Annotated in this window: 21 protein-coding genes; 10 read left to right on the top strand and 11 right to left on the bottom strand. The window is 65.1% G+C overall.

The annotated features are described in order from the left end of the window. Positions 1 to 47 precede the first annotated feature (47 nt). The 3 genes from B8V81_RS04300 to B8V81_RS04290 all read left to right on the top strand — a co-directional run bounded on the left by B8V81_RS04300 (position 48) and on the right by B8V81_RS04290 (position 5,387). The gene (locus B8V81_RS04300; RefSeq protein WP_028597146.1) at positions 48 to 1,361 is read left to right on the top strand and encodes a homocysteine synthase; all 1,314 of its coding nucleotides are present in this window, start codon (positions 48 to 50) and stop codon (positions 1,359 to 1,361) included. Between the two features lie 82 nt (positions 1,362 to 1,443). Next, positions 1,444 to 1,986, top strand: coding sequence for a deoxycytidylate deaminase (locus B8V81_RS04295; RefSeq protein ID WP_240478902.1), 543 nt, complete (start codon positions 1,444 to 1,446; stop codon positions 1,984 to 1,986). A 629-nt stretch (positions 1,987 to 2,615) separates the two neighbouring features. Next, positions 2,616 to 5,387: a ComEC/Rec2 family competence protein gene (locus B8V81_RS04290; protein ID WP_052332871.1), complete on the top strand. Its 2,772-nt coding sequence runs from the start codon at positions 2,616 to 2,618 to the stop codon at positions 5,385 to 5,387. Positions 5,388 to 5,510: 123 nt separating this feature from the next. Here the strand turns inward: B8V81_RS04290 and B8V81_RS25610 are convergent, their stop codons facing one another. Then, the gene (locus B8V81_RS25610; protein WP_244912717.1) at positions 5,511 to 6,485 is read right to left on the bottom strand and encodes a cyclase family protein; all 975 of its coding nucleotides are present in this window, start codon (positions 6,483 to 6,485) and stop codon (positions 5,511 to 5,513) included. Between the two features lie 76 nt (positions 6,486 to 6,561). Between B8V81_RS25610 and B8V81_RS04280 the strand changes: the two genes are divergently transcribed. The 3 genes from B8V81_RS04280 to B8V81_RS04270 all read left to right on the top strand — a co-directional run bounded on the left by B8V81_RS04280 (position 6,562) and on the right by B8V81_RS04270 (position 9,213). Continuing rightward, on the top strand, positions 6,562 to 7,251 hold the full coding sequence (locus B8V81_RS04280; protein ID WP_101807819.1) for an RNA polymerase sigma factor: 690 nt from the start codon (positions 6,562 to 6,564) through the stop codon (positions 7,249 to 7,251). Then, complete coding sequence (locus tag B8V81_RS04275; RefSeq protein WP_101807818.1) at positions 7,248 to 7,793, top strand: hypothetical protein; 546 nt, start codon at positions 7,248 to 7,250, stop codon at positions 7,791 to 7,793. The genes B8V81_RS04280 and B8V81_RS04275 overlap by 4 nt, the downstream gene beginning before the upstream one ends. 238 nt (positions 7,794 to 8,031) lie before the next feature. After that, positions 8,032 to 9,213 (top strand): hypothetical protein, encoded by a 1,182-nt coding sequence (locus B8V81_RS04270; protein WP_146000453.1) that lies wholly within the window; start codon positions 8,032 to 8,034, stop codon positions 9,211 to 9,213. A 95-nt stretch (positions 9,214 to 9,308) separates the two neighbouring features. Here the strand turns inward: B8V81_RS04270 and B8V81_RS04265 are convergent, their stop codons facing one another. Further along, positions 9,309 to 10,220, bottom strand: coding sequence for a LysR family transcriptional regulator (locus B8V81_RS04265; protein ID WP_028597139.1), 912 nt, complete (start codon positions 10,218 to 10,220; stop codon positions 9,309 to 9,311). A 206-nt stretch (positions 10,221 to 10,426) separates the two neighbouring features. Here B8V81_RS04265 and B8V81_RS04260 point away from each other — a divergent pair, with 206 nt between their 5' ends. The 3 genes from B8V81_RS04260 (at position 10,427) to B8V81_RS04250 (ending at position 12,695) form a co-directional block, all read left to right on the top strand. After that, positions 10,427 to 10,912 (top strand): DinB family protein, encoded by a 486-nt coding sequence (locus tag B8V81_RS04260; RefSeq protein ID WP_101807816.1) that lies wholly within the window; start codon positions 10,427 to 10,429, stop codon positions 10,910 to 10,912. Continuing rightward, on the top strand, positions 10,909 to 11,307 hold the full coding sequence (locus B8V81_RS04255; RefSeq protein ID WP_101807815.1) for a nuclear transport factor 2 family protein: 399 nt from the start codon (positions 10,909 to 10,911) through the stop codon (positions 11,305 to 11,307). Before B8V81_RS04260 ends, B8V81_RS04255 begins: the two co-directional genes overlap by 4 nt. A gap of 155 nt (positions 11,308 to 11,462) precedes the next feature. Beyond that, a complete protein-coding gene (locus B8V81_RS04250; RefSeq protein WP_101807814.1) occupies positions 11,463 to 12,695 on the top strand; it encodes an aminopeptidase in 1,233 nt (410 codons plus the stop codon). A gap of 210 nt (positions 12,696 to 12,905) precedes the next feature. Here the strand turns inward: B8V81_RS04250 and B8V81_RS04245 are convergent, their stop codons facing one another. Continuing rightward, entirely contained in the window at positions 12,906 to 13,706 is an 801-nt protein-coding gene (locus B8V81_RS04245) for a phytanoyl-CoA dioxygenase family protein (RefSeq protein ID WP_101807813.1), read from the bottom strand. A gap of 151 nt (positions 13,707 to 13,857) precedes the next feature. Here B8V81_RS04245 and B8V81_RS04240 point away from each other — a divergent pair, with 151 nt between their 5' ends. Further along, complete coding sequence (locus tag B8V81_RS04240; protein ID WP_052332870.1) at positions 13,858 to 14,658, top strand: helix-turn-helix domain-containing protein; 801 nt, start codon at positions 13,858 to 13,860, stop codon at positions 14,656 to 14,658. Here the strand turns inward: B8V81_RS04240 and B8V81_RS04235 are convergent. The 8 genes from B8V81_RS04235 to kduI all read right to left on the bottom strand — a co-directional run bounded on the left by B8V81_RS04235 (position 14,643) and on the right by kduI (position 23,187). Continuing rightward, positions 14,643 to 16,130 (bottom strand): CehA/McbA family metallohydrolase, encoded by a 1,488-nt coding sequence (locus tag B8V81_RS04235; RefSeq protein ID WP_101807812.1) that lies wholly within the window; start codon positions 16,128 to 16,130, stop codon positions 14,643 to 14,645. The two genes, B8V81_RS04240 and B8V81_RS04235, sit on opposite strands and share 16 nt — an antisense overlap. A gap of 26 nt (positions 16,131 to 16,156) precedes the next feature. After that, on the bottom strand, positions 16,157 to 17,026 hold the full coding sequence (locus B8V81_RS04230) for a carbohydrate ABC transporter permease (RefSeq protein WP_228551578.1): 870 nt from the start codon (positions 17,024 to 17,026) through the stop codon (positions 16,157 to 16,159). Positions 17,027 to 17,029: 3 nt separating this feature from the next. Beyond that, entirely contained in the window at positions 17,030 to 17,905 is an 876-nt protein-coding gene (locus B8V81_RS04225) for an ABC transporter permease subunit (protein WP_101807811.1), read from the bottom strand. A 34-nt stretch (positions 17,906 to 17,939) separates the two neighbouring features. Beyond that, the gene (locus tag B8V81_RS04220) at positions 17,940 to 19,367 is read right to left on the bottom strand and encodes an extracellular solute-binding protein (RefSeq protein ID WP_101807810.1); all 1,428 of its coding nucleotides are present in this window, start codon (positions 19,365 to 19,367) and stop codon (positions 17,940 to 17,942) included. Positions 19,368 to 19,387: 20 nt separating this feature from the next. Then, positions 19,388 to 20,431: a LacI family DNA-binding transcriptional regulator gene (locus B8V81_RS04215; RefSeq protein ID WP_101807809.1), complete on the bottom strand. Its 1,044-nt coding sequence runs from the start codon at positions 20,429 to 20,431 to the stop codon at positions 19,388 to 19,390. Between the two features lie 302 nt (positions 20,432 to 20,733). Beyond that, on the bottom strand, positions 20,734 to 21,480 hold the full coding sequence (gene kduD, locus B8V81_RS04210) for a 2-dehydro-3-deoxy-D-gluconate 5-dehydrogenase KduD (RefSeq protein ID WP_174817677.1): 747 nt from the start codon (positions 21,478 to 21,480) through the stop codon (positions 20,734 to 20,736). A gap of 39 nt (positions 21,481 to 21,519) precedes the next feature. Beyond that, complete coding sequence (locus tag B8V81_RS04205; RefSeq protein ID WP_101807808.1) at positions 21,520 to 22,290, bottom strand: DeoR/GlpR family DNA-binding transcription regulator; 771 nt, start codon at positions 22,288 to 22,290, stop codon at positions 21,520 to 21,522. A gap of 63 nt (positions 22,291 to 22,353) precedes the next feature. Beyond that, positions 22,354 to 23,187 carry a 5-dehydro-4-deoxy-D-glucuronate isomerase gene (gene kduI, locus B8V81_RS04200; RefSeq protein ID WP_101807807.1) on the bottom strand — a complete coding sequence of 278 codons (834 nt, stop codon included), beginning with the start codon at positions 23,185 to 23,187 and terminating at the stop codon, positions 22,354 to 22,356. Positions 23,188 to 23,722: the final 535 nt, after the last annotated feature.

The following is a 23,722-nucleotide window of genomic DNA, read 5'->3' as shown; positions in this document are numbered from 1 at the left end:
GACAGGACGAAACCAATTAATCTTACCGATATAGGAGGAGAATGAATATGGCAGAACAACGCAAGCCGGCCCCGGAAACGCTGGCCGTACACGGCGGGCAGGAAATCGATCCGACGACGCAGTCCCGCGCGGTGCCGATCTACCAGACGACGTCCTACGGCTTCGAGAGCACGGAGCATGCCGCAGACCTGTTCGGTCTCAAGCAGTTCGGCAACATCTACACGCGCATCATGAACCCGACGAGCGACGTGTTCGAGAAGCGCGTCGCCGCCCTCGAAGGCGGCGCGGCCGCGCTTGCGGTCGCCTCGGGCTCCTCCGCGATCACGTTCTCCATCCTCAACATCGCCTCCGCGGGCGACGAGATCGTCAGCTCCTCCAGCCTGTACGGCGGCACGTACAACCTGTTCGCGCACACGCTGCCGAAGCTCGGCATCACGGTCAAGTTCGTCGACAGCTCCGATCCGGAAAACTTCCGCGCCGCGATCACGGACAAGACGAAGGCCGTCTTCGGCGAGACGATCGGCAACCCGCGCGGGGACGTGCTGGATATCGAGGCGGTCGCCGCGATCGCGCATGAGAACGGCATCCCGCTCATCGTGGACAACACGTTCCCGAGTCCGTACCTGCTCCGTCCGATCGACTTCGGCGCCGACATCGTCGTGCACTCCGCGACCAAGTTCATCGGCGGCCACGGCACGTCGATCGGGGGCATCATCGTCGACAGCGGCAAGTTCGACTGGACGCAGAACGACAAGTTCCCGGGCCTGACGCAGCCGGATCCGAGCTACCACGGCCTCGTGTACACCGATGCGGTCGGCCCGATCGCCTACATCATCAAAGCCCGCGTGCAGCTGCTGCGCGACATCGGCGCGGCGATTTCTCCTTTCAACTCCTTCCTGCTGCTGCAAGGACTGGAGACGCTCCACCTGCGGCTGGAGCGGCATAGCACGAACGCGCTCGCGGTCGCGCGCTGGCTTGAGGGGAACGACGCCGTCGCCTCCGTCAGCTACGCCGGCCTGGAGAGCCACCCGTCGCATGGGCTGGCGCAGAAGTACCTGCCGCGCGGCCAAGGCGCGATCCTGACGTTCGAGATCAAGGGCGGCGTCGAGGCCGGCAAGGCGCTCATCAATTCCGTCCAGCTGTTCTCGCATCTGGCCAACGTCGGCGATTCCAAGTCGCTCATCATCCATCCGGCGAGCACGACGCACCAGCAGCTGTCGCCGGACGAGCAGCTGAGCTCCGGCGTGACGCCGGGCCTGATCCGGCTGTCGGTCGGCACGGAGCATATCGACGACATCCTGCATGACCTGGAGCAGGCGATCCTGGCGAGCCAGGCCGTAGCGGCCGGATCGGCTAGCTGAAGGCGGCCGGCAGCCGTATGACTTTCCTTTCGAATCCGGTATAATGGCTTCAGACAGGATTCGACAGGGAGGAGGGGCTTCGATGCCCGATCGGATGCCAGGACAGCAAGAAGAGGTCCGCAAGGACTGGGATACGTATTTCATGGACATCGCCTATATGGTCTCAACCCGCTCCCGCTGCCCGCGGCGGCATGTCGGCGCGCTGCTCGTGCAGGGCAAGAAGCTGCTCGGCACGGCGTACAACGGCGCTCCGATGGGCGTCTCCGACTGCTCGGAGGCGGGCTGCATGATCGTCGAGGAGTGGGAGCAGCGCGAGGGCGTCGCCGGCGAGCCGGAGATGGTCAAGAAGCAGCGCTGCATCCGCACGATCCATGCCGAGCAGAACCTGCTGCTGTTCACCGACCGGATCGACCGCGAGGGCTCGACGGTGTACGTGACGGACCAGCCTTGCTGGACGTGCGCGAACATGCTCGCCAACAGCGGCATCGTGGAGATCGTGTTCCACCGGGGCTACCCGAAGGATGCGGCCAAGGTGGAGCATCTGATGGCGCAGAAGGGCATCGTGTTCCGCCGGCTGGACGGCTATGCGCCTCCTCCGCAAGCGGGCGCGGCGGTGGTCGACTGAGCAGCCGGACGGCTGCCGGGTGATGAAGGCGGCTGGCGAAGGGCGGTCGAGCAAAGGCTCTGGGGCGAACTGGTTCGGGTGGCTCGGACGAGCACGGAAGTGAACGGACGAGCGACTCCTCGACGGAGCATTCGGCTTGGAACGACCCGATAGGCGGCAAGGACGAGGTTGAAGAATGGTTGCAAGGAGGAAGCACCTCCTGGAGCATCGCGTGTTCGCGATGGCCAGGAGGTGCTTTTTTCGTTGCGAAAAGGGACTTTAGCGAGCGGCTCCAATGCCGAGCGGCGGAGTTGCGCGGAAAAACCGAGCAACGAGGCTCGAACGGGAGCCCTCGCGTCGGAGTTGCGCGGAAAAACCGAGCAACTAGGCTCGAACGGGAGCCTTCGCGTCGGAGTTGCGCGGAAAAACCGAGCAACTAGGCTCGAACAGGAGCCCTCGCGTCAGAGTTGCGCGGAAAAACCGAGTAACGGGGTTCGAACAGGGGCCTTCGCGTCGGAGTTGCGCGGAAAAACCGAGCAACTGGGTTTGAACACGCGTTTCGCAGTGACGAATGTTTCTAACGCCAACTGTATCCGTTAAGGAGATTCGCGATGAACCACGCTTGAATGGATATGAGGAGGTGAAGCCGGATGATCGAGCCTTCGATGCGTCAGCAGCGGGGAGTGGCGGCCGAGCCGCTCCGGCAAAGAGAAGGCTGGCCGATCGAGCCGCATCGGCGGATAAAAGGCTGGCTGGACGGGCGGCCGCTCGTGTGGGCGGCCGTCTGCTTCGTCGCGGGCAGCTCGGCGGCCGCGTATGCGTCCCCCGGCGGCATGCTCGCCGCCGGGCTCGGGCTCGGCCTGGTCCTGGCGGCGCTGGCGCTCGCCGGTCAGGCCAGGCCCGGGCTGGCCGCCGCTTGCCTGGCGGCCTATGCGCTTGCCGCAGGCGAGCGGCAGTGGGCGGAGGCGCGGTCCGTGACCGCGCTCGCCGCCGAATACGCCGCCGCCGCGGCGCAGCTGGAGCCGCCGGAGCTGCGCGCCGAGGCGGCCGGGACGATCGCGTCGCCGATCCGGATCGACGGCGACGTGGCGCAGCTGCGCGTGGAGGCGCATCGCCTCCGCGCGGGGGACGCGCAGCAGGCGACGCCGCTGCGCGAGACTTTGCTCGTGCGCGTGAAGCTGCTGCACGAGCACGAGCTTGCCGCCGCCCGAAGCTGGCGGCGCGGGGACAGCGTGCGGCTGCGCGGCACGCTGGAGGTGCCGGCTCCGCCGGCCAATCGCGGCGGCTTCGACTACCGCCGCTACCTGCGCAGCCAGGGCATCGCCTGGCTGCTGCAGGTGCAAGGCGCGGACGCGGTCGAAGCCGCGCCCGGCCGCCCCTGGAGCGCCGCCGCGCTGCTCGGCCGCATGGACGCGGCCCGCGCGTCGCTCGGCGGCGCGCTAGCTCGGCTGTATCCGGCGGACCAGGCCGGATACATGCAGGCGCTCGTCCTCGGCGACCAGGACGAGACGGACCCGGAGCTGTACCGCCGCTTCGCCCGGCTCGGCCTGACGCACATCATGGCCGTATCGGGCATGCATGTGGCGGTCATGCTCGGCTTGCTCGGCGGTTTGCTGCGCCTGCTCCGGCTGTCCCGAGAGCGCATCCTGCTGCTGCTCATGCTCGCCGTGCCGCCCTATGTGCTGCTGACCGGCGCGTCGCCGTCGATCCTGCGCGCCGGCTTGATGGCGCTGCTCGGCCTCGCCGCCGCCCGCGCCGGCAAGCTCAAGGACGGCCTGCATCTGCTTGCCGCCTCCGCGGTGCTGCTGCTTCTTTGGGAGCCCCGGCTGATCGAAAGCGTCAGCTTCCAGCTCAGCTACATCGTCACCGCCGGGCTCATCCTCGGCGTGCCGGCGGCGCAGCGCGTCTGGCCCCGTCCGCGCGGCCGGTCGCGCTTCGTCTACGATGCCGTCGTCGTCACGATCGTCGCGCAAGCGGCTTCCTTTCCCGTGACGATCTTCTATTTCAACCAGCTCCATCTGCTGTCGCTGCCCGCCAACCTGCTGCTCGTGCCGTTCATCAGCTTCCTCATCATGCCGGCCGGCGCGGCGGCGATGCTGCTTGATCCGCTGTGGCCGGGGCTGGCGCAATGGATCGCGTCCGCTTCCGCTGTCGGCAACGAATGGACGTTCCGGCTCATCTCCGGGATGGGCGGCTGGCGGCCGGGAGCGACGGTGTGGGCGACGCCTCCGCTCTGGTGGATCGGCGCCTACTACGGGGCGGCGTTCGGGCTGCTGCTGAGCCTGGCCCGCTGGAAAAGCCATCGGCAAAACGAAGCGGCCGCCGCCGCCGAGGCCGGGGAAGACGACACGCAGCCGCTTGGCGTCCTGGCGACGGCAGCGCCAGCGAGAGCGGCCTCCGCTGGAGGAATCGGCCCGCGAATGCATCGCCTCGACGCTGTTCTCGCTTATGCGCGAAGCCTGTCGCCCCGTCTCCGTTCGCTCGCGGCAGCGGCCGCCGCAGGCGCGGCGCTGCTCCTCCTGCTGCTGCATGCCGCCCATCCGGACTGGAGCGGGCGCTCCGCGACCGTGTCCTTTCTGAACGTCGGCCAGGGCGATTCGATCCTGATCCGCACCGCATCGGGCAAAACGATGCTGATCGACGGCGGCGGGACGATCTCATTTCAAAAGGAAGCCTGGCGCGAAAGGCGCGATCCGTACGAGATCGGCCGCAAGCTGCTCGTGCCTCTGCTGATGAAGCGCGGCGTCGACCGCATCGACCTGCTCGTCGCGACGCATCTCGACCAGGATCATATCGGCGGCCTGGAGGCCGTCGTCGACAGCCTGCCCGTGCGGCGGCTGCTTTGGAACGGCAGCCTCGACGCCGCAGGCGAGCCGCCGCCTTTTCTCGCCAAGGCGATGGAGCTCCGCATCCCGCTCTACGGCGCTCAGAGCGGACAGTCCTGGCAGCTCGACGGCGAGACGAGGCTGGACATGCTGTGGCCGGACGAGCAGGACGCCCTGCAGCCGCAGGCGGAGCAGAACGAGCGCAGCGTCGTGCTGCTGCTGACAATTTCGGGGCGGACATTCCTGCTGACAGGCGATCTGGGCAGCGTCAGCGAGCCGAGCGTGCTCGCAGAGGCGCGCGCGCATGGGCTGGCAGGCCCGATCGACGTGCTCAAGGCGGGGCATCATGGCAGCAAGCATTCCACGTCGCCGGCTTGGCTGGCCGCTTGGCGTCCGTCGATGGCGGTGCTGTCCGCGGGCCTCGGCAACCGGTACGGCCATCCGGCGGAAGAGGTGCTGGAGCGGCTGAAGCGCGCCGGCTCGCAGCCTCTGCGCACGGACCACAGCGGGGAGATCGAGTTCCGGATCCATCGGGACGGAGAGATGGAGATAAGGCTGCTGCGGGACGAAGGGGAGGCGATAGGGCAGCGGAGCTGAAATGCTTGATCGCATCCAAGAGGGAGCAGATCAAATCAACGGTCGGCCTGCAGCCGCGCCGAGCCAGGGCGTGTTTGCCAACCCGCTCAAGGGCCTCTATCGCCGTCTTTTCGCCCCTTGCTGCTAGATTCTTGCAATGATCCGCGCGATCGAAGAATCTGCCCGAATCGAAAGAGGCAGCGCGATGACCTCAAACGCCGGGACATGGAGCAGCTGGTCCAGATTCGTCAAATTCTCTGCGATGAGAATCCTATTTTCAAATAAACACTTATGGATTTCAAAAGGATCGCGATCCGGCGACGGCATGTCCAGCCCGATCATTTTGATCTGCTTTTTTACGATCAGCTGCGCGAATTCCATCGTCAGGACGGGATGGTCCGAGAAATAGCCAGGCTGCCCGAAACGGCTGCCGAAGCCGGTGTAGAGAAGGACGATCTGATTGTTCTTGATCCTTTCCTCGTACTCTTCTTTATAAGCGATTTCTTTCATGCCCCCCGATACATCGATCACGACGCCTTCTCCGATAAACGTCTCCAACGGAATCTCGCTCAAATATTCCTTTCGGTCCAGCAAATGCATCGGTCCGTCAATGTGCGTGCCGGCGTGCATGTTGATCGTCAGTTGATGGTTGTTATAAAAGTCTCGTTCATAGACCTTGGAATGCACTAGCGTCGTTTCCGTATCGCCCGGATACGGAGGCATTCCGTCTTGAATTCGATGGGATAGGTCAATGATCTTCACCTCGCGAGCCCTCCTGTCGTTAGTCGCATACGTTCGGTAAAAAGGGGAGCAAGCGTTGGTCTTCCCTTTGAAGACGGTCCGTTTCGGCAACGGAATCGTGAACGGCTCCGGCGTCCGGCTTCCATCGCCGTCAAGCTCGCAGCTGTAGGAACGGCTCGGAGCGAGAACGCTTCGAGCCGCGTCATGAAACGGAATATGCCAAAAGTAAAGCAGCAGAAAGGCGGCCGCGAGCGGGGACAGAATCAGCACTCCGCGTCCGAGCCGCTTTTTGCGCTGCGCCCATCCGATGCCGAGCAGCGCGATCAAGGCGGCGGCAAGCAAGAAGGTAAAGGGGACATATGCCGGATTTGATGCCACGAAACCGCCTCCTTCCCGGATCGCCTGGGCGATCCGCAACCGCAGCCTGCGCCGAGCTTAAGGGGAATCTTTCTCCATGCGGCAGCGCCTTTCCCGCCTGACCGGACCTCCGCTCGAAAAAAAAGTTTCGCCAAGCGCAGGGGGAAGTCCCTCCCCGCTCGTCTATATTCAGGATGGGGAAAGGGGGGCGCAGACGATCAGGCAGGACGAAGCATGGCTTCGAGCCGTCCGGGACAGCGGGACGGACCGGTTCGGAGAGATCATCGACGAATATGGAGATTACCTGTACCGTACGATCTACGCGATTCTGCGCTCCCCCCACGATACGGAAGACGTGCTGCAGGAGGCGCTGCTCGCCATCAGCCGCGCCTTGCCGGAATGCCGCCTGGAAGGCTTCAAGACGTGGATCACCCGCATCGCGGTCAACCGCGCCATCGACTGGAAGCGGAGCAAAGCCCGGCGGGAGGAGCCGGCCGAGCTTCCGCTCGGGCACGAGGCCGCCGCGGCGCCATGGATGGAGCCGGGCGACGAAGCTCCGGGCACGGCCGAGCAGGTCATCGAGCGGGAGCGGAGGCGCGAGGTGCGGCGCAAGGTCGCCGAGCTGCCGCAGGAATACCGGACGATGATCCGCGACTTTTATTTTCGCCGCCGGACGCAGGAGGAGATCTCGCAGGAGAGAGGGCTGCGGCTGAGGAGCGTGGAGTCCAAGCTCTACCGCGCCCGCAGCTGGATGAGACGGCATTGGCAAAAGGAGGACTTCGAATGAACCCGCATCCACCGATGGAATCGTGGAGCCGCTATGCGGCCGGGCTCGGCGGCGCGCCGGAGCGGCTCGCCATGGAGCGGCATCTGGAGAGCTGCGAGCTATGCCTGGAGGCGTTCCAGGCCGCGGCTCTCGCAGAGGAGCCGGCGCGCGATGAATGCCCCGAGCAGGCTGCGCTTGCGGAGCGGCTTCGGGGAGAAGCGCTGGAGCGCGTCCGCGCCGCGGTGCTGGACGAGCTGGCCCGCGAGCAGGCGGACGCCGAGCGCAGGCCGCCGCCGCGGCGCCGGAGCTGGACGCGCCATCCGGCGTTCCACTACGGCCTGGCGGCTGCGCTGACGCTGCTGCTGCTCGGCAGCGGAGCGCTCGGCGAGCTCGGACGCCAGCTGGAGCACGCGGCTTCCGCCCATCCGCCGCAGCCGTCTCTCTCGGCCGAGCGTCCAGCCGCCGCCGAGGAGGAGAGCTGGTCGTCCCGCGTGGTCGACCGCACGTCGCGGCTGCTGCAGGAGTGGCAGTCGGCCCGTTATCGGGACGGCGGAGCCAGCTGACGGATGGCGCTTGCTGCGCGCGCCGTCGAAGCGCGGCTCCGTCCCGCTTGCTCCCGCACCGGCCGAACGGCCCTGCTAAATCCGGCGCCCTAGCCGCCCCGGCGGAGCTCGCGGCCGAATCCCGCGCTGCCGCCCTAGCCGAGCTCGCGTCCGAACCCGCCCTAGCCGCCCCGGATGAGCGTCCTCTATGAATTTTCCTAGCACGACATCTATTCCCGACAAAGGAGCGACAACGACCATGAACCACCCTATGCATCCCGCCCCTGCGGCGCATCCGCTGCTGGCGCTGCTGCTCGGCTTCCTGCCCGGAGCCGGACACGCCTATCTGCGCAAATTCGGGCGGATGGTGCTGTACGGCCTGCTGTTCTGGGGCCCGTCGGCGCTGCTGCTGCTGATCGCGGCGACCGGCAGCATGGACGGAGAATTCCTCGTGTTCGCGCTGTTCCCGATGCTCGTCTGGGGCGTCAGCATGATCGACCTGCTCGTCACGGCGCTGTCGGCGCCGGCAGCGCCGTCGCATGCGTTCGAGCCCGGTCCGATGGACGGCAGCGGCATCCCCTCCGCGCGTCTCGTGCCGACGATGGCGGCGGAGCGCCAGCGCGAGAAGACGGCGGCGATCCTGCTCGCCTTTGTCCCTGGGCTCGGCCATATGTACCTGGGCCTCATGCAGCGGGGCGCCGCCTTTCTCGTCTCGTTCGCAGGCCTCGGCGTGTTCGTCGTCTTCGTCGCCATCGTGATGGACACGCCGGTGTTCCTGCTCTTCCTGCTGCTGCTGCCGGTGCTGTGGATCTACGCGATGTTCGACGCCGTGCATCTCGTGCAGCGCAAGCAGGCGGGAGAGCCGCTCGTCGACCGCTCGCTGTTCGAGGAGCTGGAGGGGCATTTCGCCTCCGGCCGCAAAAACAAGATGGCCGCCGCCGCGCTCTCGTTCCTGCCCGGAGCGGGCCATCTGTACCTCGGGCTGCAGAAGCGCGGCCTGCAGCTGATGGGACTGTTCCTCGTGTCCATCTACTTGATGGACAGCCTGCGGATGACGCTGTTCCTGTTCCTGCTGCCGCTCGTCTGGCTGTACGCCTTCTTCGACGCGATCCAGCAGCATGGCCGCTCCCAGCGCGGCGAGCTGGCGGACGTGCCCGTCCTGACGGAGCTGTCGGCCTACAACCGCTGGATCGGCGCGGCGCTGATCGCCGTCGGCGCGTTTTTCCTGGCGGACCGGTTCGTCATGCCGCTCGCCGCCGAGCATGCCCCGCGGCTCTACGCTCTGTACCAGACCGTCCGCTACAACCTGCCCGCCGCGGCGACCGCGTTCCTGCTGCTCGCCTTCGGCCTCCGCATGCTGCTCGGCCGGCCGAATCCGCCGGCGGCGATGCCGCTGCATGAAGCTCCGGACGCCATGCGCCGTACGGAGCCGCTCGGCTGACTGCGGTCTCGAAGCGTCCAAGAGCTGCCTCCAGCCGGAGCAAAAAAGCGTTCCCATCCGCCTATGCGTGCGCGGATCGGAACGCTTTTTCCTTTTCACCCTAACGAACGGCGGCTAGCCTCCTGCGCCTTGTCGATAAAGTCTTGCAGAAGCTCCATGAACAGCTTCGCCGCTTGGCTCATGAACCGGTCCTTGCGGTAGAGGATGCAGATGTCCTGGCTCGGAGTCGGGTTCAAGAGGGTCACGGCAGCGATGGAATCGCGGCCGAGATTGTCTACGAGCAGCCGCGGCAGGATGCACGCTCCGACGCCTTGCTCGACCAGGGCGAGAAGGGTCGACAGCGAGGGCGCGACAATCGGGCGGTCGAGGAGGATTCCGGCTTTTCGACTGCTCTCCCGGATGACCTTGGTCATCTGGTGCTCGTCTCCGAAGGCGACCAGCTTCAGCTGCTGCAGCTGCTCGAAGGACATCGCTTTGGCCTTGGCGGCGGGATGGTCGGACCGGACCGCCAGCACGAATTCTTCATGAAAGAGCGGAATGACCGCGATGCGGTCATCCGGATCGGCCGGCGTCGTCGTCACGCCGATGTCCCGGACTCCTTCGAGCACCTGCCCGTACACCTCCGTCGTCTCCGTCACTTGGATCGACAGCTTCGGATAGGAGCGGTGGAAGTCGATCAGCAACGCGTCGAACAGAAGATCCCCGTCGCCGGGAAGGATGCCGATATCGAGCTGGCCGCCCTCCATCCGCTTCAAATCCGAGATCGCCGCTTGAATATAATCGACTCGTTCAAAAATAAGCCGGCTCTGCTCCAGGACGATCCGTCCGGCCTCGGTGAGCGCGATCCGCCTCCCGATGCGGTCGAACAGCGGAGTTCCCAGCTCGTTCTCCAGAAACTTGATCTGCTGGCTGAGGTTGGATTGGGTCGTGCAGAGAGCTTCCGCCGCCTTGGAAAAATGCATGTCCTTGCAGATGGCCGCGAAATAGTGGAGCTGCCTAAGTTCCATGTCATGGCTCCTTCATCGAATGAAGTGGTCGGGCACGGATGGTCCAGTTCATTCCATTATAGCGCAAAGCCGGCCGGCCGCGCATTGCGCCGCCCTTGGAGTAGCGAAACCGATCGATGGCATCGGAATTGCGGGATGGTTGGCTCTCCGCGATTTCGGTACTCTTGAATCAAGGAAGCCATCCGAAATCAAGGAGGAATTCAATCATGCATCAAGCCATCGTCCATACGAGTCAAGTGGTGCGTCAAGTCGTGCTCGGCCAGGTCCAGGCGGCAGCCGTGGAGCAGCTGGATCGGCAGCCGGAAGGCTTCGCCAACACAATCCGCTGGAATATCGGTCATATCGTGTATTGGAGGGATCGATATGCGGCCTTGTGCTTCGGCGTGCCGTCGGCCATTCCCGACCATTATGCGGCGCTGTTCGACTCGGGCACGAAGCCTGCGGATTGGACGGAGGCTCCCCCGACCAAGGCGGAGCTGCTGGAGCAGCTGGCCGCCCAGCTCGGCCGATTGTCGGAGATCGCGCCGGAGAAATGGGAGGCGGAGCTGAAGCCGCCGCTGGAGATGGGGCCGTTCTCGTTCCGCACCGCGGCCGAGCTGTTCAACTTCGCTCTCGTCCACGAGGGCATCCACCTCGGTGTCGTGATGAGCCTGCTGAGAGCGACCCGAACGAGCGGGGAGCGACGTCCATGAAGGCGGACCAAGTCTTGCTGAGCTATATGGAGAGGATGAGGGAGGTGGAACCGGCTCTCGAGTACGTCCACCCGGAAGCGATCTTCATCGCGGCCTGCGAGCATGAGTCGGAGCGGCATCCCTTTTATGGCACTTATCGCGGAGTCGAAGGGGTTCGGACGCTGTTGTCCAAGCTTCAGCGGGAGCTGGAGCCGCAGGAGGTCAAGCTGCATCGGATGCTGGCCGATGAAGGGACGGTTTTCGCCTGGGGGGAGTTCCGGCACCGGGTCCGCTCGACCGGCCGCATTTTTGCGAGCTCTTGGGCGGCCGCATGCGAGGTGGAGGACGGCAAGATCAAGCATTTCCGAGGGTTCGAAGATACGGGAGCGCTGGAAGCGGCTTTCCGTAAAGAGTAAACCGTTCCAGGGCTGCCTTGACGGCGGCCCTTTTTTCTCGTGCTGGCGCATGTGTGGAGCAACGCTTCGCCGCGCGACCCTGCCCTTGGAACTTGCCGCTGCGTTCCTTATACTGGAGAGATGCAGGCTATTCCTTTTCTTAGTGGAGGTTGACCATGATTCCGACTCAGCAGCAACTGGAAAACTACGCCGAACTGATCGTCCGCGTCGGCGTCAACGTGCAGCCCGGCCAAAAGGTCGTCGTGATGGCTCCGATCGCCGCCGCCCCGCTGGCGCGGCAGATCGTCTCCCGCGCCTACAGCGCCGGAGCGAGCGACGTGTTCGTCGAGTACAACGACGAGCAGCTCACCCGCATCCGTTTCCTCCAAGCGCCGGAAGAGAATTTCTCCAAGTATCCGATGTGGCGCGCGGAAGCGTTCCAAGGCTTCGTCGCCGAAGGCGCCGCCTTCATCCAGATCTATTCGCCCGATCCGGACTTGCTGACCGGCGTCGATCCGGAGCGTGTCGCCGCCAGCTCCAAGGCGGCGTCGACGGCGCTGGCTCCATACCGCAACGCGCTCATGAACCATGAGAACGCCTGGACGCTCGTGTCCTGGGCGACGCCGGAATGGGCGGCCAAGGTGTTCCCGGACGAGCCGTCCGAGACCGCGGTCGAAAAGCTGTGGGAGCGGATCGTCGACGCCACCCGCATCGGGCTGGAGGATCCCGTGGAGGCATGGCGCGGCCACAACGCCACGCTGCTGGACATGGTCGAGCGCCTCAACGCCAAGCGCTACGCGGAGCTTCGCTTCACGGCGCCGGGCACCGAGCTGACGATCGGCCTGCCGGACGGCCATCTGTGGCTGGGCGGCGGCAAGAAAAACGGCCGCGGCGTCCTGTTCAACCCGAACATGCCGACGGAGGAAGTGTTCACCATGCCGCATAAGGACCGGGTGAACGGCATCGTCCGCAGCACCAAGCCGCTCAACTACAGCGGCCAGCTCATCCAGAACTTCTCTCTGACGTTCAAGGACGGCAAAGTGACCGACTTCACCGCCGAGCAAGGCTACGAGGCGCTGGCCAAGCTGCTGTCGATGGACGAGAACGCGGTGCGCCTCGGCGAGGTCGCGCTCGTGCCTGACGACTCGCCGATCTCGAACTCCGGCGTGACATTCTACAATACGCTGTTCGACGAGAACGCCTCCTGCCATCTGGCGCTCGGCCAGGCGTATCCGGTCAACCTCGAGGGCGGAACCGAGCTGTCGCCGGAGGAGCTGGCGAGCCGCGGCGCGAACCGCAGCCTCGTGCACGAGGACTTCATGATCGGCTCGCCCGAGATGAATATCGACGGCGTGACGCAGGATGGCTCGGTGGAGCCGATCTTCCGCCGCGGCAACTGGGCTTTTTGATCGTTCGAGCCGAGCTTTCGGCGGCTTTTCCGCATTCCTATGACTAGAACCTTCCGGGCGTCGCGAACACGACGCCCGGAAGGTTTTTTTTGGACCGTTTATCCTCGCAGGCTGACAGGGCTGCGACGGAAAAATGCGCTCGCATGCCCAAGAGCGATCGGCTCCTCGTCCGCTCCTCCGCTCCAGCCTCTGAGCGGAGGAGCGGGGCGGTCAGTGATAGGCCGGCGTCTCGATGCCGCAGGGACCTCCGTCCGGATTGGCCTGCAGGCGCAGCTCCGTCCCGTCCGCGCGGTAGAGCGGATTGTACCAATGCGAGATGGACGTGGACGAGAGGCCGGCATAGTGGCAGATGAATGCGCGCCGGAAGCGGTCCTTGGACTTGTTGCGGTACGAGCCGTGGATGAGGCTTCCGTTGAAGAACAGCACGTCGCCGGGCTCCATGACGGCCGCGACCGGCTTCTCGTCCTTCGGCGGCTTGACGTAGTGGGTCGTAAAAGACTCCTTGACATCCGCCTCCTCCGGGCAGACGATATCGCTGACGTTCGTTTTCGGCACGAGCAGCATGCAGCCGTTCTCCTCGTCGCAGCGGTCGACGGCGGTCCAGGCGGCGATGCAGGTGCCGGGCTCGACCTTGAGGTAGAAGTTGTCCTGATGCAGCGCCTGGCCCCGCGATCCGGGCGGCTTGTAGTAGAACATGCTTTGGGCCGCGACCGCTTCCTCGCCGAGGAGCTCCCGGAGCACGCCCATCACGCCGGGATGCAGCATGAAGCTGCGGGACAGCGCATTGAACCGGTGCGGATGCATGACGCGGGGGTACCGCTTGAGGGGATCGGCGGCGGCATCGCTGCCGAACTGCGGCTCGAAATAGCCGGGGACAGCCGTTCCGGCGATGGCGTCGAACTCGCGCCGGATGGCATCGATCTCCTCCTGGCGGAGCAAGCCTCGTACGATGAGGTAGCCCTCGTCCTGGAACGAGCGCAGCGAGTCTTGAGGCGAAGCGGGCTGGGTCATGCTTCATCATCCTTTCGTGGGAGCGGGATGAGTCCAGCATAGAGGATGAAGGAGGACGCGCGGAAGTCCGGATCCTGCTTATAACTGGCTGGATTCTGCTGCCGCATCCGCATCCGCCGCACGGCGGCATTTGAAAAAAGGAGGGCGCGTCATGAGAGAAAGCATCCCCGGCCTCGTCGCCGGCCATTTCCGCCGCGGCGACGATTATTCCGTGCGCCGGCCGGAAGGCGCGGACAGCTGGCTGCTCGCCTACACGCTGGGAGGAAGGGGATATTTCCGCACCCCGGCCGAACAGAGCTCGTGCTCGGAGGGCGATCTGATCCTGCTGCGCAAGGATGTCGCCCACGAATACGGGACGGCAAAAGGGGAGCAATGGCATTTCATGTGGTGCCATTTCGCCCGTCTTCCGCACACCGGCCTGCTGCCGGAGAAGGAGCTGCTGAACGTGCCTTTGTCCGGCACTTTCCGCCGCCGCGCGCTGCGCTCGTTCCGGCTGCTGCTCCAGGATGCCCGGGAGCGCGGCGCTTACGGGCTGCTGCGCTGCGAGAACCATCTCGGGGCGCTGCTGCTGCTCGCGGCGTCGCAGCTCGGCGACCGCGTCGATCCCCGCGTCGCCGCCGTCCTGCGCGTGCTCGCCTCGCGCATGGAGGAGGAGCTGCGGATCGAGGACCTGGCCCGCATCGCCGCGCTTTCGCCCTCCCGGCTGTCCCATCTGTTCAAGGAGCAGACCGGCAGGACGATCCTCGAGACGCTCGCGGAGATGCGGCTCGAGCAGGCCGCGCTGCTCCTCGCGCATGCCGGCCGTCTGCCTTCGGAGGCGGCGGCGGAGGTCGGATTCCGCAGCTACAACCATTTCGCGGCTCTGTTCCGCCGCCGCTTCGGCGTCAGCCCGTCCGCATACCGGACGGATTCGGCCCGGCTGTCTGAAGGGGATTTTCAACGCTTGACATAGACCGGATTCGTCAGGCAGGTCACGAATGTCCGGGAAGAAGCGGGCAGGCGGCGCCGGGCCTCGAGACGATAGAACAGGCGGTCGCCGCTTCCGGCGAAGCTCAGCGTGGCGCGCCCTTCCCGGTCCGCACGGACATCCGTCGCCGGGACGTCCGGCTGGGCGCGGGATGAGCCTTCGCCCTCCGGCAAGCCGCCTGGACCGGCGAGCGACGCGTATGCCGCAGCCATCGCGGCTGCTTCCGGGGAGGGGTCCGCCCTGCCGGCCAGCCTCCATGCGGCTTCCAGGCCGCGATCGGACCAGAGGAAGATCTCGTCGTCCGCCGCCGCATGGATGCCGATCGTCAGCGGCAGGCTGCCGTCCGGATGCGGCGCAGCTTCGTCGCCGACGCCGGCGCTGCCGGAGCGCAGCGTCAGGAACGTATCCTCCGGATCATGGGAGAGGACGACCCTTCCCGCGCGCAGCGCCTGCATCAGCCCTGCCGTGCCCGGAGAGCGGGTCCAGAGGGACGCCGCCGGCCTTCCGTGGCGGACGTAGCGATCCGGGCGATGCGTATCGCTGCCTCCGAGGGCGACGATCCTGCGGCCGAGAGACAGCTGGCGCTGCCACCAGGACAGCGCCTGTTCGTTCAGCTCCCGCCAAGGACCGTTCCAGACCTCGATGGCGTCGAACGGCAGATCGAAGCCGAACTCCCAAGGGCAGTCGGGACAAAACGGATGATTGAGGGAGACGAACGCTCCGCGTTCCCTCGCCAGGCTCAGCTGCCGCTCCGCCTCTTGCGGAGACGCGACGCGGAAGTCGTCCAGAGCATCCGGATGGCCGAGCAGGTTGGCGTGGCCGCCATAGCTGGTCAGCTCCACGCCGGGCAGCAGCAGCAGGCGCTCGTCGGCCCGATCGGCGAACGCATTTTGCGAGGATGTATTATGGTCGGTCAACGCGAGAAAGTCGAGCCCGCGGCTCGCCGCCGACGAGCTGGCCTCGGCGAGCGAATAGGCGCCGTCGCTGTGCGTCGTATGCGCGTGCAGGTCGCCTTTGACCCAGCGGCTGACGGGCCGCCGGAGCCGCACCTCGACCGACACCGTGACGCCGCCCTCCGGAATCCGGTACGCTCCGAGCATGACCGCCCACCGCCCGCGCCCGGGCTTGCCGCTGCGGTAGCCCGGCGTAGCCTGCTCCGCGGCGACAAAAAAGCGGCTTCTCGCTCCGCCGCTCCATCCGACGATGCGCTCGGGCGAGCGCAGGCCGATGTCGATGACGGCCTCGCCGCCTTGACGGTCGTATTCGTAGAGGACCTCGATGCGCTCGAGGTCCTCTTCCACGTCAAAGGCGAGTTCCGGATAGGTCCTCCTCTCCTCCGCCGAGATCCGGCGCGTGAGCCGCAGCGTCTGGACGCCCGGATGCTCCGCGTCCGGTCCGTTCTCCAGGCGGTCCGCATCATAGCGGAGCCCGTCGTCCGGCAAGCTGTTTCCATTCATCTCCAGTCCTCCTTCTGCTCGAAGTCCTATTCCTTGTTGGCGCCTGCGAGAATGCCTTTCATGAAATGCCTCTGCACGAAAGGATAGACGGCGATCAGCGGCAGGACGCTGATGACGATGCCGGCCATCCGCACGTTGGTCGTGATCAGGTAGCTGCTCGAAGTGGCCGCCGAATCGACGATCATCGACTTCAGGGCGACCTGAAGGGTGATCTTGGCCATGTCGGTAATATACATGACCGCAGGCGTCAGCATGTTCCAGCGACCGACGAACTCATACAGCGTCACCGTCGCCAGCCCCGCCGCCGCGAGGCGCATGTACATCGTGAAGAAGACGCGCAGCTCGCCGGCGCCGTCGATCTTGGCCGACTCGGCCATCTCGTAGGGGATGGCGGAGAAGAAGTTCCGCATGAGCAGGATGGAGAAGCCCGACACGAGGCCGGACAGCACCAGCACGCTCAGCGTATTGATCAGATGCAGGTCTTTGTTCACGACATAGAGCGGAATCATGACGGCCTCCTGCGGCACCATCATCGTCAGCAGGATGAAGCTGATCATGAGCTTGCGGCCCGGCAGATGCGGATGGATGAACACATAGCCCGCCAGGCTGGACAAGAGCACATGGAGCGCCGTTCCGGACAGCGTGACGATCGTGCTGTTGAGCAGCGGCCGCCACAGGTCCAGGCTGCTCCAGACCGTGACGAACCCTTCGGTGCTGAAGTCCTTCGGGATCAGCACGATATCCGGCTGCATCGAGGCGATGCCGGAAGAGAAGGCCAAGGCGAGCACGTTCAGGAAAGGAATGATCATCGTCAGCATGAGCAGGATGAGGAATCCCGCATTCAAGGCGTCGAAGGTCCGATTGGCCCATCCGAGCCGGTCATAGCGATCTCCCACGGGCTACACCTCGTCAAAGCGGATCAGACGCCGGACGGCGAATGTCAGCGCAAAAGTCAGCAGCACGACGAGGAAGCTCGCTGCCGCTGCAGGTCCGATCTTCATTTCCAAAATGCCTCTCTGGAACGTATACATCATCAGCACGTCGACCTTGGAGGCGGTCGCCGGATTCCTCAGGATGAACACCGGATCGAAGATCCTCAGGATGCCGAGCGTGTTGAGCAGGAAAATGACCTTCATCGTGCCGGACAGCTGGGGCAGCGTCACATCGCGCATCTGCTGCCAGCGGGAAGCCCCGTCCATGCGCGCCGCCTCGTAGAGCGACGGGCTGATCGACACGATGCCGGCCAGAAACAGGATGCAGTTATAGCCCATGTCCTTCCACGTCGCGAGCAGGATGAGCATCCACCGGGACCAGCCCGCATCGGCGAGGAAATGGATCGGTCCGCTCATTCCGAGCTTGACGAGGACGACGTTCACGAGCCCCGTATCGGGGGAGAGCAGGAAGATCCACATCCCCCCGATGACGACCCACGACAGGAGATGGGGCAGATAGAGGACCATCTGGGCCGTCTTGCGGAACCAGCTGCGCAGCACCTCGTTCAGCGACAGGGCGATCGCGAGCGGGGCCGCGAAGCCGAGCGCCAGCGTGCCGCCGCCGATGAGAAGCGTATTGACGAACGCATCCAGGAAGGAAGCGTCCTGCAGCACGAGGCGGTAGTTGTCCCAGCCGATGTAGGGATGGGCGCCCATGAGCCGGTAATCCTGGAAGCTGATCTGAAGTCCGCGAGCCAGCGGATAGTAGGCGTAGACAAGGAAGTAGAGGACGACCGGAATCATCATCGCGTACAGGGCGCCGAAGCGCTTTATCGTCGTCAAGGCTGCTGCTCCTTTCCCGGGCCGACCGCCCTTGTTATTCGTCGATCAGCTTCTTGGCGAGCAGCTCCTGGCGCATCCGCTTGACCGCGTCGGCCGCTTCCCGCTTGCCGGACATCGCCTCGAGCGCGTACTGCTGCACGATCTTCTCCGCGTCGCTCCAGCCGGGCAGCGCCAGCTCGAGCGAGGCGTGGGCCTTGACGAGGTCCTGCGCCTCCTGCACGCCCGGCAGCTTGCCGAACGGAGGCTTCACGTTCTCGTTGTACCAGAACGGCACGCCGTGATCCATGTTGTGCATCTTGCCGATGTCCGTCAGCTTCAGGCTATCGCCTTCCTTGACGTAATCCTCGCCTTCGATGCCGAGGCTGCCCAGCATGATGCCGGGCTCGGTCTGCCAAAACTCGAGGAACTGCTTAGCCGCTTCGGGATGCTCGGCGTTGGCCGGCACGAACCAGTAGTCCGGGTCTCCCCGGCGCATGATCCGCTCGCCGTCCGGGCCTGACGCCGGCGGCAGCGCCGCCGCCGCGAAGGCGGTGCTGGGATCCTGCTGCTGGCGCAGGCTGTTGAACATGCCGACCCAGGCATCCCAGTACGTGACCATGCCGACCCGATCCGTGAGGAACAGATTGCGCATCTTGGCCGTATCGTTGGTGACGAAGTTCGGATCGAGGATGCCTTCCTTGAAGAGCTTGGCGAACCATTCGTACATCGGGACCGCGGCATCGGTGGCGTACGGAATCGTCCGTTTTCCGTCCTCCATCACATACCGGTATTTAAGTCCGGCCGCGCTCATGAAGCCCTGGATGTCATAGAGGCCGGAGGTGCTCAGTCCGTACGTGTCGTCCTTGCCGTTGCCGTCCGGATCCTGCTCCTTGAACGCCTTGAGGACCTCGTAGTAGTCCTCCAGCGTCTGGGGCTCGCTCAGCTTCAGCTTGTCCAGCCAGTCCTTGCGGACGATCGGCATCGTGCCTCCCTGGAACTTGCTGAAGACGGCCACGATCCGTCCGTCCTTGTCCGTCAGCTGCTCCCACTCCGCGGCGGGGATGACTTTCGGATCGGACAGCACGGCGGAGCTCTCGACGAACTCGGTCAGGTCGCTGACGACTCCCTGCTCGACGAAGGTATCGAGCACGCCCAGGTTGCTGCCCTCGATCAGATCGTATTTCTCGCCCGAGCCGAGCGCGGTCAGCACCTTCTGGTCGTAGCCCTCCGCCGGCTTCTCCAGCGTCACGTCCATTCCGGTGAGCTCGCTCAGAGCGGCCTCGAACTTCTCGTTTTCTTCCGGCGTCTTGCCGCCGACGTTCGCGCTCAGGATGCGCAGCTTCTGCGGAGCGGCAGGGCTCGCCGAGCTGCCGGGAGCGGGAGAGGCCGCGTTGCCGCCGTTGTCCGCTCCGCTGCAGCCGGACAGCAGGCTCGCGCTCAGCGCCGCCGCCATAGCGGCAGCCAGCCAAGGTTTCGTTTTCATGAAGATCAGCCTCCTTAGAATTAGACAGATTGAGGGGAAACGGCGGGAGCCGAGCAGGACGCCCGAGGGACGAGCTCGGCAGGAACCAGCGTCCGGCGCGCGGCCGAATTGCCGCTGCGCAGCTGCTCGATGAGCATGGCGGCCGCCTCCATGCCGAGCTGCTCCGCATGCTGCCGGACTCCGGCGAGCGGCGGGGAGAGCTCGGGGAACAGGACGGCATCGTCGCTGAAGGCAAAGACGGACAGCTCGCCGGGGATCGACAGGCCGAGGCTTTCCGCCGCCTTGTACACGCCTAGCGCCATCATCTCATTGTCCGCGATGACCGCCGTAATCGCGGGATGCCGCTCCAGCATGGCGCTGGCGGCGTCGAAGCCGAACTGATGGGAGGACAGGCCGCGCTCCGGCTTGTGGAGCAGCCTTTGCGGAGGAGGCTCCAAGCCCGCCTTGCGGTACGCCTCCCGGTAGCCGTGAGCGCGGTCCTCTGCGACGGTCCGCAGCTCGGGAGCATTGAGGAACAGGATGTCCCGGTGGCCGAGCTCCAGCAGGCAGCGGGTGACGCCGGCCGCGAGGCCCGCGTTGTCATGGTCGACATAGCTGACCTTGGCTTCATGCTCGGCGGAGGGACGGCCGATGACGACGAGCGGCGTGCCGCTGGCGAGCCGGTCCTCGATCCGGGCATCTCCTTTGGCGGAGGGGTCGAGGATGATCTCGCCGTCCACCGGGTCCGAGGCCAGGTTCTCGACCTGGCTGAGGTAGCCCGGGGACAAGGTGTTCACGAGCAGCCGGTAGCCATGCTCATAGCAGACGCGCAGCACGCCGTTCATGAGGGCGAGATGGAAGGGACCGAAGCGGTAAGGCTCCCCGCGGATGTTGAGCCCGATGATGCGGGTGGAGCGGCTCGCCAGGCTGCGCGCCCAGTAGTTGGGCTTGTAGTTCAAGCCGCGGGCGGCTTCCAGCACCCGCTCAGTCACTTCCTTGCTGATGGGGCGTTTCTTGCTGAACACGCTCGATACGGTGCCTTTCGACACGCCGGCTGCTCTTGCGACATCCTCGATGGTAGCCACGAATTGCGTTCGACCTCGCTTTCCTGTCTCTCGAAGCCCACATTAAACCGGTTTTATAAACTCACGCTAAACGTAGGGTGAACCTTTCGTAAAAAGCCCCGATTCGATGAAGATTGGCGCGATTTTGCAGGGCGATGTCGCTTCTTTCCCCACTTCAACGTCCGATCCCCGTCGTTAAACCGGTTTTGCAGCTGCGCCGGCTGCAAAAAAACAGGCTGCCCCTCGCTTTCGCGAGGGACAGCCTGTCGGACAAGGTCAAGCTTGGTCTGGATGATCGAAAAAACGGTACCATAACGGCCCGGTCAGCGCGCCAGCCAGCCCCCGTCCACGCAGAGCACGTGGCCGTTCAGGTAATCGGAGGCGGAGGAGGCGAGGAAGACGACCGGACCCTTCAGGTCGTCCGGCGTGCCCCAGCGTCCGGCCGGGATGCGCTCGGTGATCGAGCGGTAGCGGGCCTCGTCGGCGAGGATCGGCGCGGTGTTGTTCGTCTCCATGTAGCCCGGAGCGATGGCGTTCACCTGGATGCCCTTGGACGCCCACTCGTTGGCGAGCGCCTTGGTCAGGCCGGCGACGGCATGCTTGCTGGCCGTGTAGCCCGGCACGTTGATGCCGCCTTGGAAAGACAGCATCGAGGCGATGTTGACGATCTTGCCGCTGCCGCGTTCGATCATATGCGCGCCGGCGAGCTGGCTCAGGTAAAAGACGGCGTTCAGGTTGAGGTCGATGACCGCCTGCCAGTCCTCGCGGCTGTGCTGCGCCGCCGGCGTGCGGCGGATGATGCCGGCGTTGTTGACGAGGATGTCGATGCCTCCGAAGCGGGATGCGGCGCGCTCGAACACGTCGCCCAGCTCGTCGAGGCGGCTGAGATCGGCTTGCAGGTCCTCCGCCTCGCGGCCGAGGCCGCGGATCTGGCCGACCGCGGCCGCGCTGCCGGAGGAGCTGACGGCGACGACATTCGCTCCGGCTTCGGCGAGGCCGACAGCCATCGCCTGGCCGAGCCCGCCGGACGTGCCGGTCACGAGCGCGGTCTTTCCTTGCAGATTGAACATAGGGATCCGTCCTTCTTTATCGAGAATGGGGTCGTCCGCTCAAGAGGAAGGGCGCGCGCCGTTCCAGACGGCGATGCCGGCGGCGCGAAGCGGCCGGGTGGCCTCCTCGTCCGCGTCGGCATCGGTCAGGATCGCCGTCGCTTCGTCCAGACGGGCGAAGGTGAACAAGGCGCTCTGGCCGAACTTGCTGTGGTCCGCCACCGCATAGACGGCGCGGGCCGTCTCGACGAAAGCCCGCTTCAGCTCCAGCAGGTCGCCGGTGTAGATCGTAAAGCCGTTGTCCGGATGCACGCCGGTTGCGGACAGGAACGCCGTCTGGATGTTGAGCCGCCGCACGTACTGGGCCGCCTCGGCGCCCGCAAGCATGTTGCGCACCCGATAGCCGCCCGGCACGACGAGCTGGATGCGGTCCTTGGGCGCGAGCTCGGCGATGATGCGGACGTCGTTCGTGACGACGGTGAGCGGCTCGTTGTCGAGGAGCCGCGCGATCTCGAGCGTCGTGCTGCCGCCGTCGAGGGCGATGACGGCGCCCGGCTTGACGAGCGTGAGCGCCAGCGCGGCGATGGCGGCTTTTTCGGCATGGTGGCGCTCCAGCGGCTCCTTGGCCGTCAGGATGCCGAGCTGGCCGTCCTGGGCGAGCACCGCGCCGCCGTGGATGCGGGCGAGCAGGCCGCGCTCCTCGAGCTTCGCGAGATCCTCGCGCACCGTCTTGCCGGTCACCTGCAGCCGCTCGCTCAGCTCGGCGACCGTCACCTCGCGCTGCGCGAGCAGCATTTCCATAATCGTTTCATGTCTTCGCAATGGGTTCATCCGCGTTCATCCTATCCGGGTGCAATTTCCGCTTCGAGCAAGGGTTGCTCTTATCTTAGCGCATCAGCGCAGATCCTGCATCGCCACGGCGTCCATATCGTCGAACGCCTGGTTCTCGCCGGCCATGCCCCAGATGAACGTGTAGCTGCTCGTGCCGACGCCGCTGTGGATCGACCAGCTCGGGCTGATGACGCCTTGCTCGTTGCGGACGACGAGGTGGCGCGTCTCCTGCGGGTCTCCCATCAGGTGGAAGACGTTGCCGTTGTCCGGCATGTCGAAGTAGAAGTACACCTCGGAGCGGCGGTTGTGCGTGTGGCAAGGCATCGTGTTCCACATGCTGCCCTCCTGAAGCAGCGTCATCCCCATGACGAGCTGGCAGCTCTGGATGCCGTCGACGTGGATGTATTTGTAGATCGTGCGCTCGTTGGAGTTCGTCTGGCTGCCGAGACGGGCGGGCGTCGCCTCGCTGATCGCGGCTTTGACGGTCGGGTACGTCTGATGGGCCGGAGTGGAGTTGAAATAGTACTTCGCCGGGCTCGCCGCATCGTCGCTGCGCAGCTCCACGTCCAGGGCTCCGCGGCCGATGTACAGGCAGTCCTTCGGCCCCATCGCGTATTCCGTGCCGTCGACGACGATCGTGCCGCTGCCGCCGACGTTGATGATGCCGATCTCGCGGCGCTCGAGGAAGCTGGCGGCTCCGATCGTCTTCTTGTCGACGTCGAGCTTGATGCCGGTGCTGAGCGGCACGGCGCCGCCGACGATGAACCGGTCCACATGCGTGTGCGTCAGCGTCAGCCGGTCCGGCTGGAGCAGGCTTTCGATGAGGAATTCCTGGCGCAGGCGGGTCGTGTCGAATGCCTTGACTTCGTTCGGATGGGATGCATAGCGGATTTCCATGAATGAACCTCCTATGAGTTCGTATTCGTATGAATACGTTCATATTAGTTCAAATCGGTGCGGCGTGCAAGCGGGAATTGGTCGAGCCGCGGCTGCGCCGAGCCGCCCGGACGCCCCCGCCAATGGAGCAGCCGCCCCCGCCGCGAGCCGCCCGAACGCCCCCGCCATAAGAGCAAACGCCCTCGCCGCTAGCCGCCCTGCATTTCTAACGAAACTCACAGACGCTATTTCGCTATATTCGGCTCTCTGAACATTCTAACGAAACTCACAGACGCTATTGAGCCTGCTTGGCCAGCAAAACGGGGGGTTAACCTCCAATAGCGCTTCTGAGTATCCTTACATTTTGAAAAGCCCATTTCTAGGGTAAATAGCGTCCTGTAGTTTCGTTAGGCTGGAGCCTCGCCGTGATCGCCCGATTGGTTCCGGTCGAAGCTTGCAAACGAGTCTTGCGGGCAGAGTGGACAAACGGAGCGCGAGGCGCCGGGGAAGCGGACCGCGATAAGGGCGCGACAGCGGAGCGCGAGGCGCCGAGAAA

This window comes from Paenibacillus pasadenensis, from assembly GCF_002864175.1.
In the GTDB taxonomy this organism is placed as follows: domain Bacteria; phylum Bacillota; class Bacilli; order Paenibacillales; family Paenibacillaceae; genus Paenibacillus_O; species Paenibacillus_O pasadenensis.
This window is presented reverse-complemented; position numbering and strand designations above follow the sequence as displayed.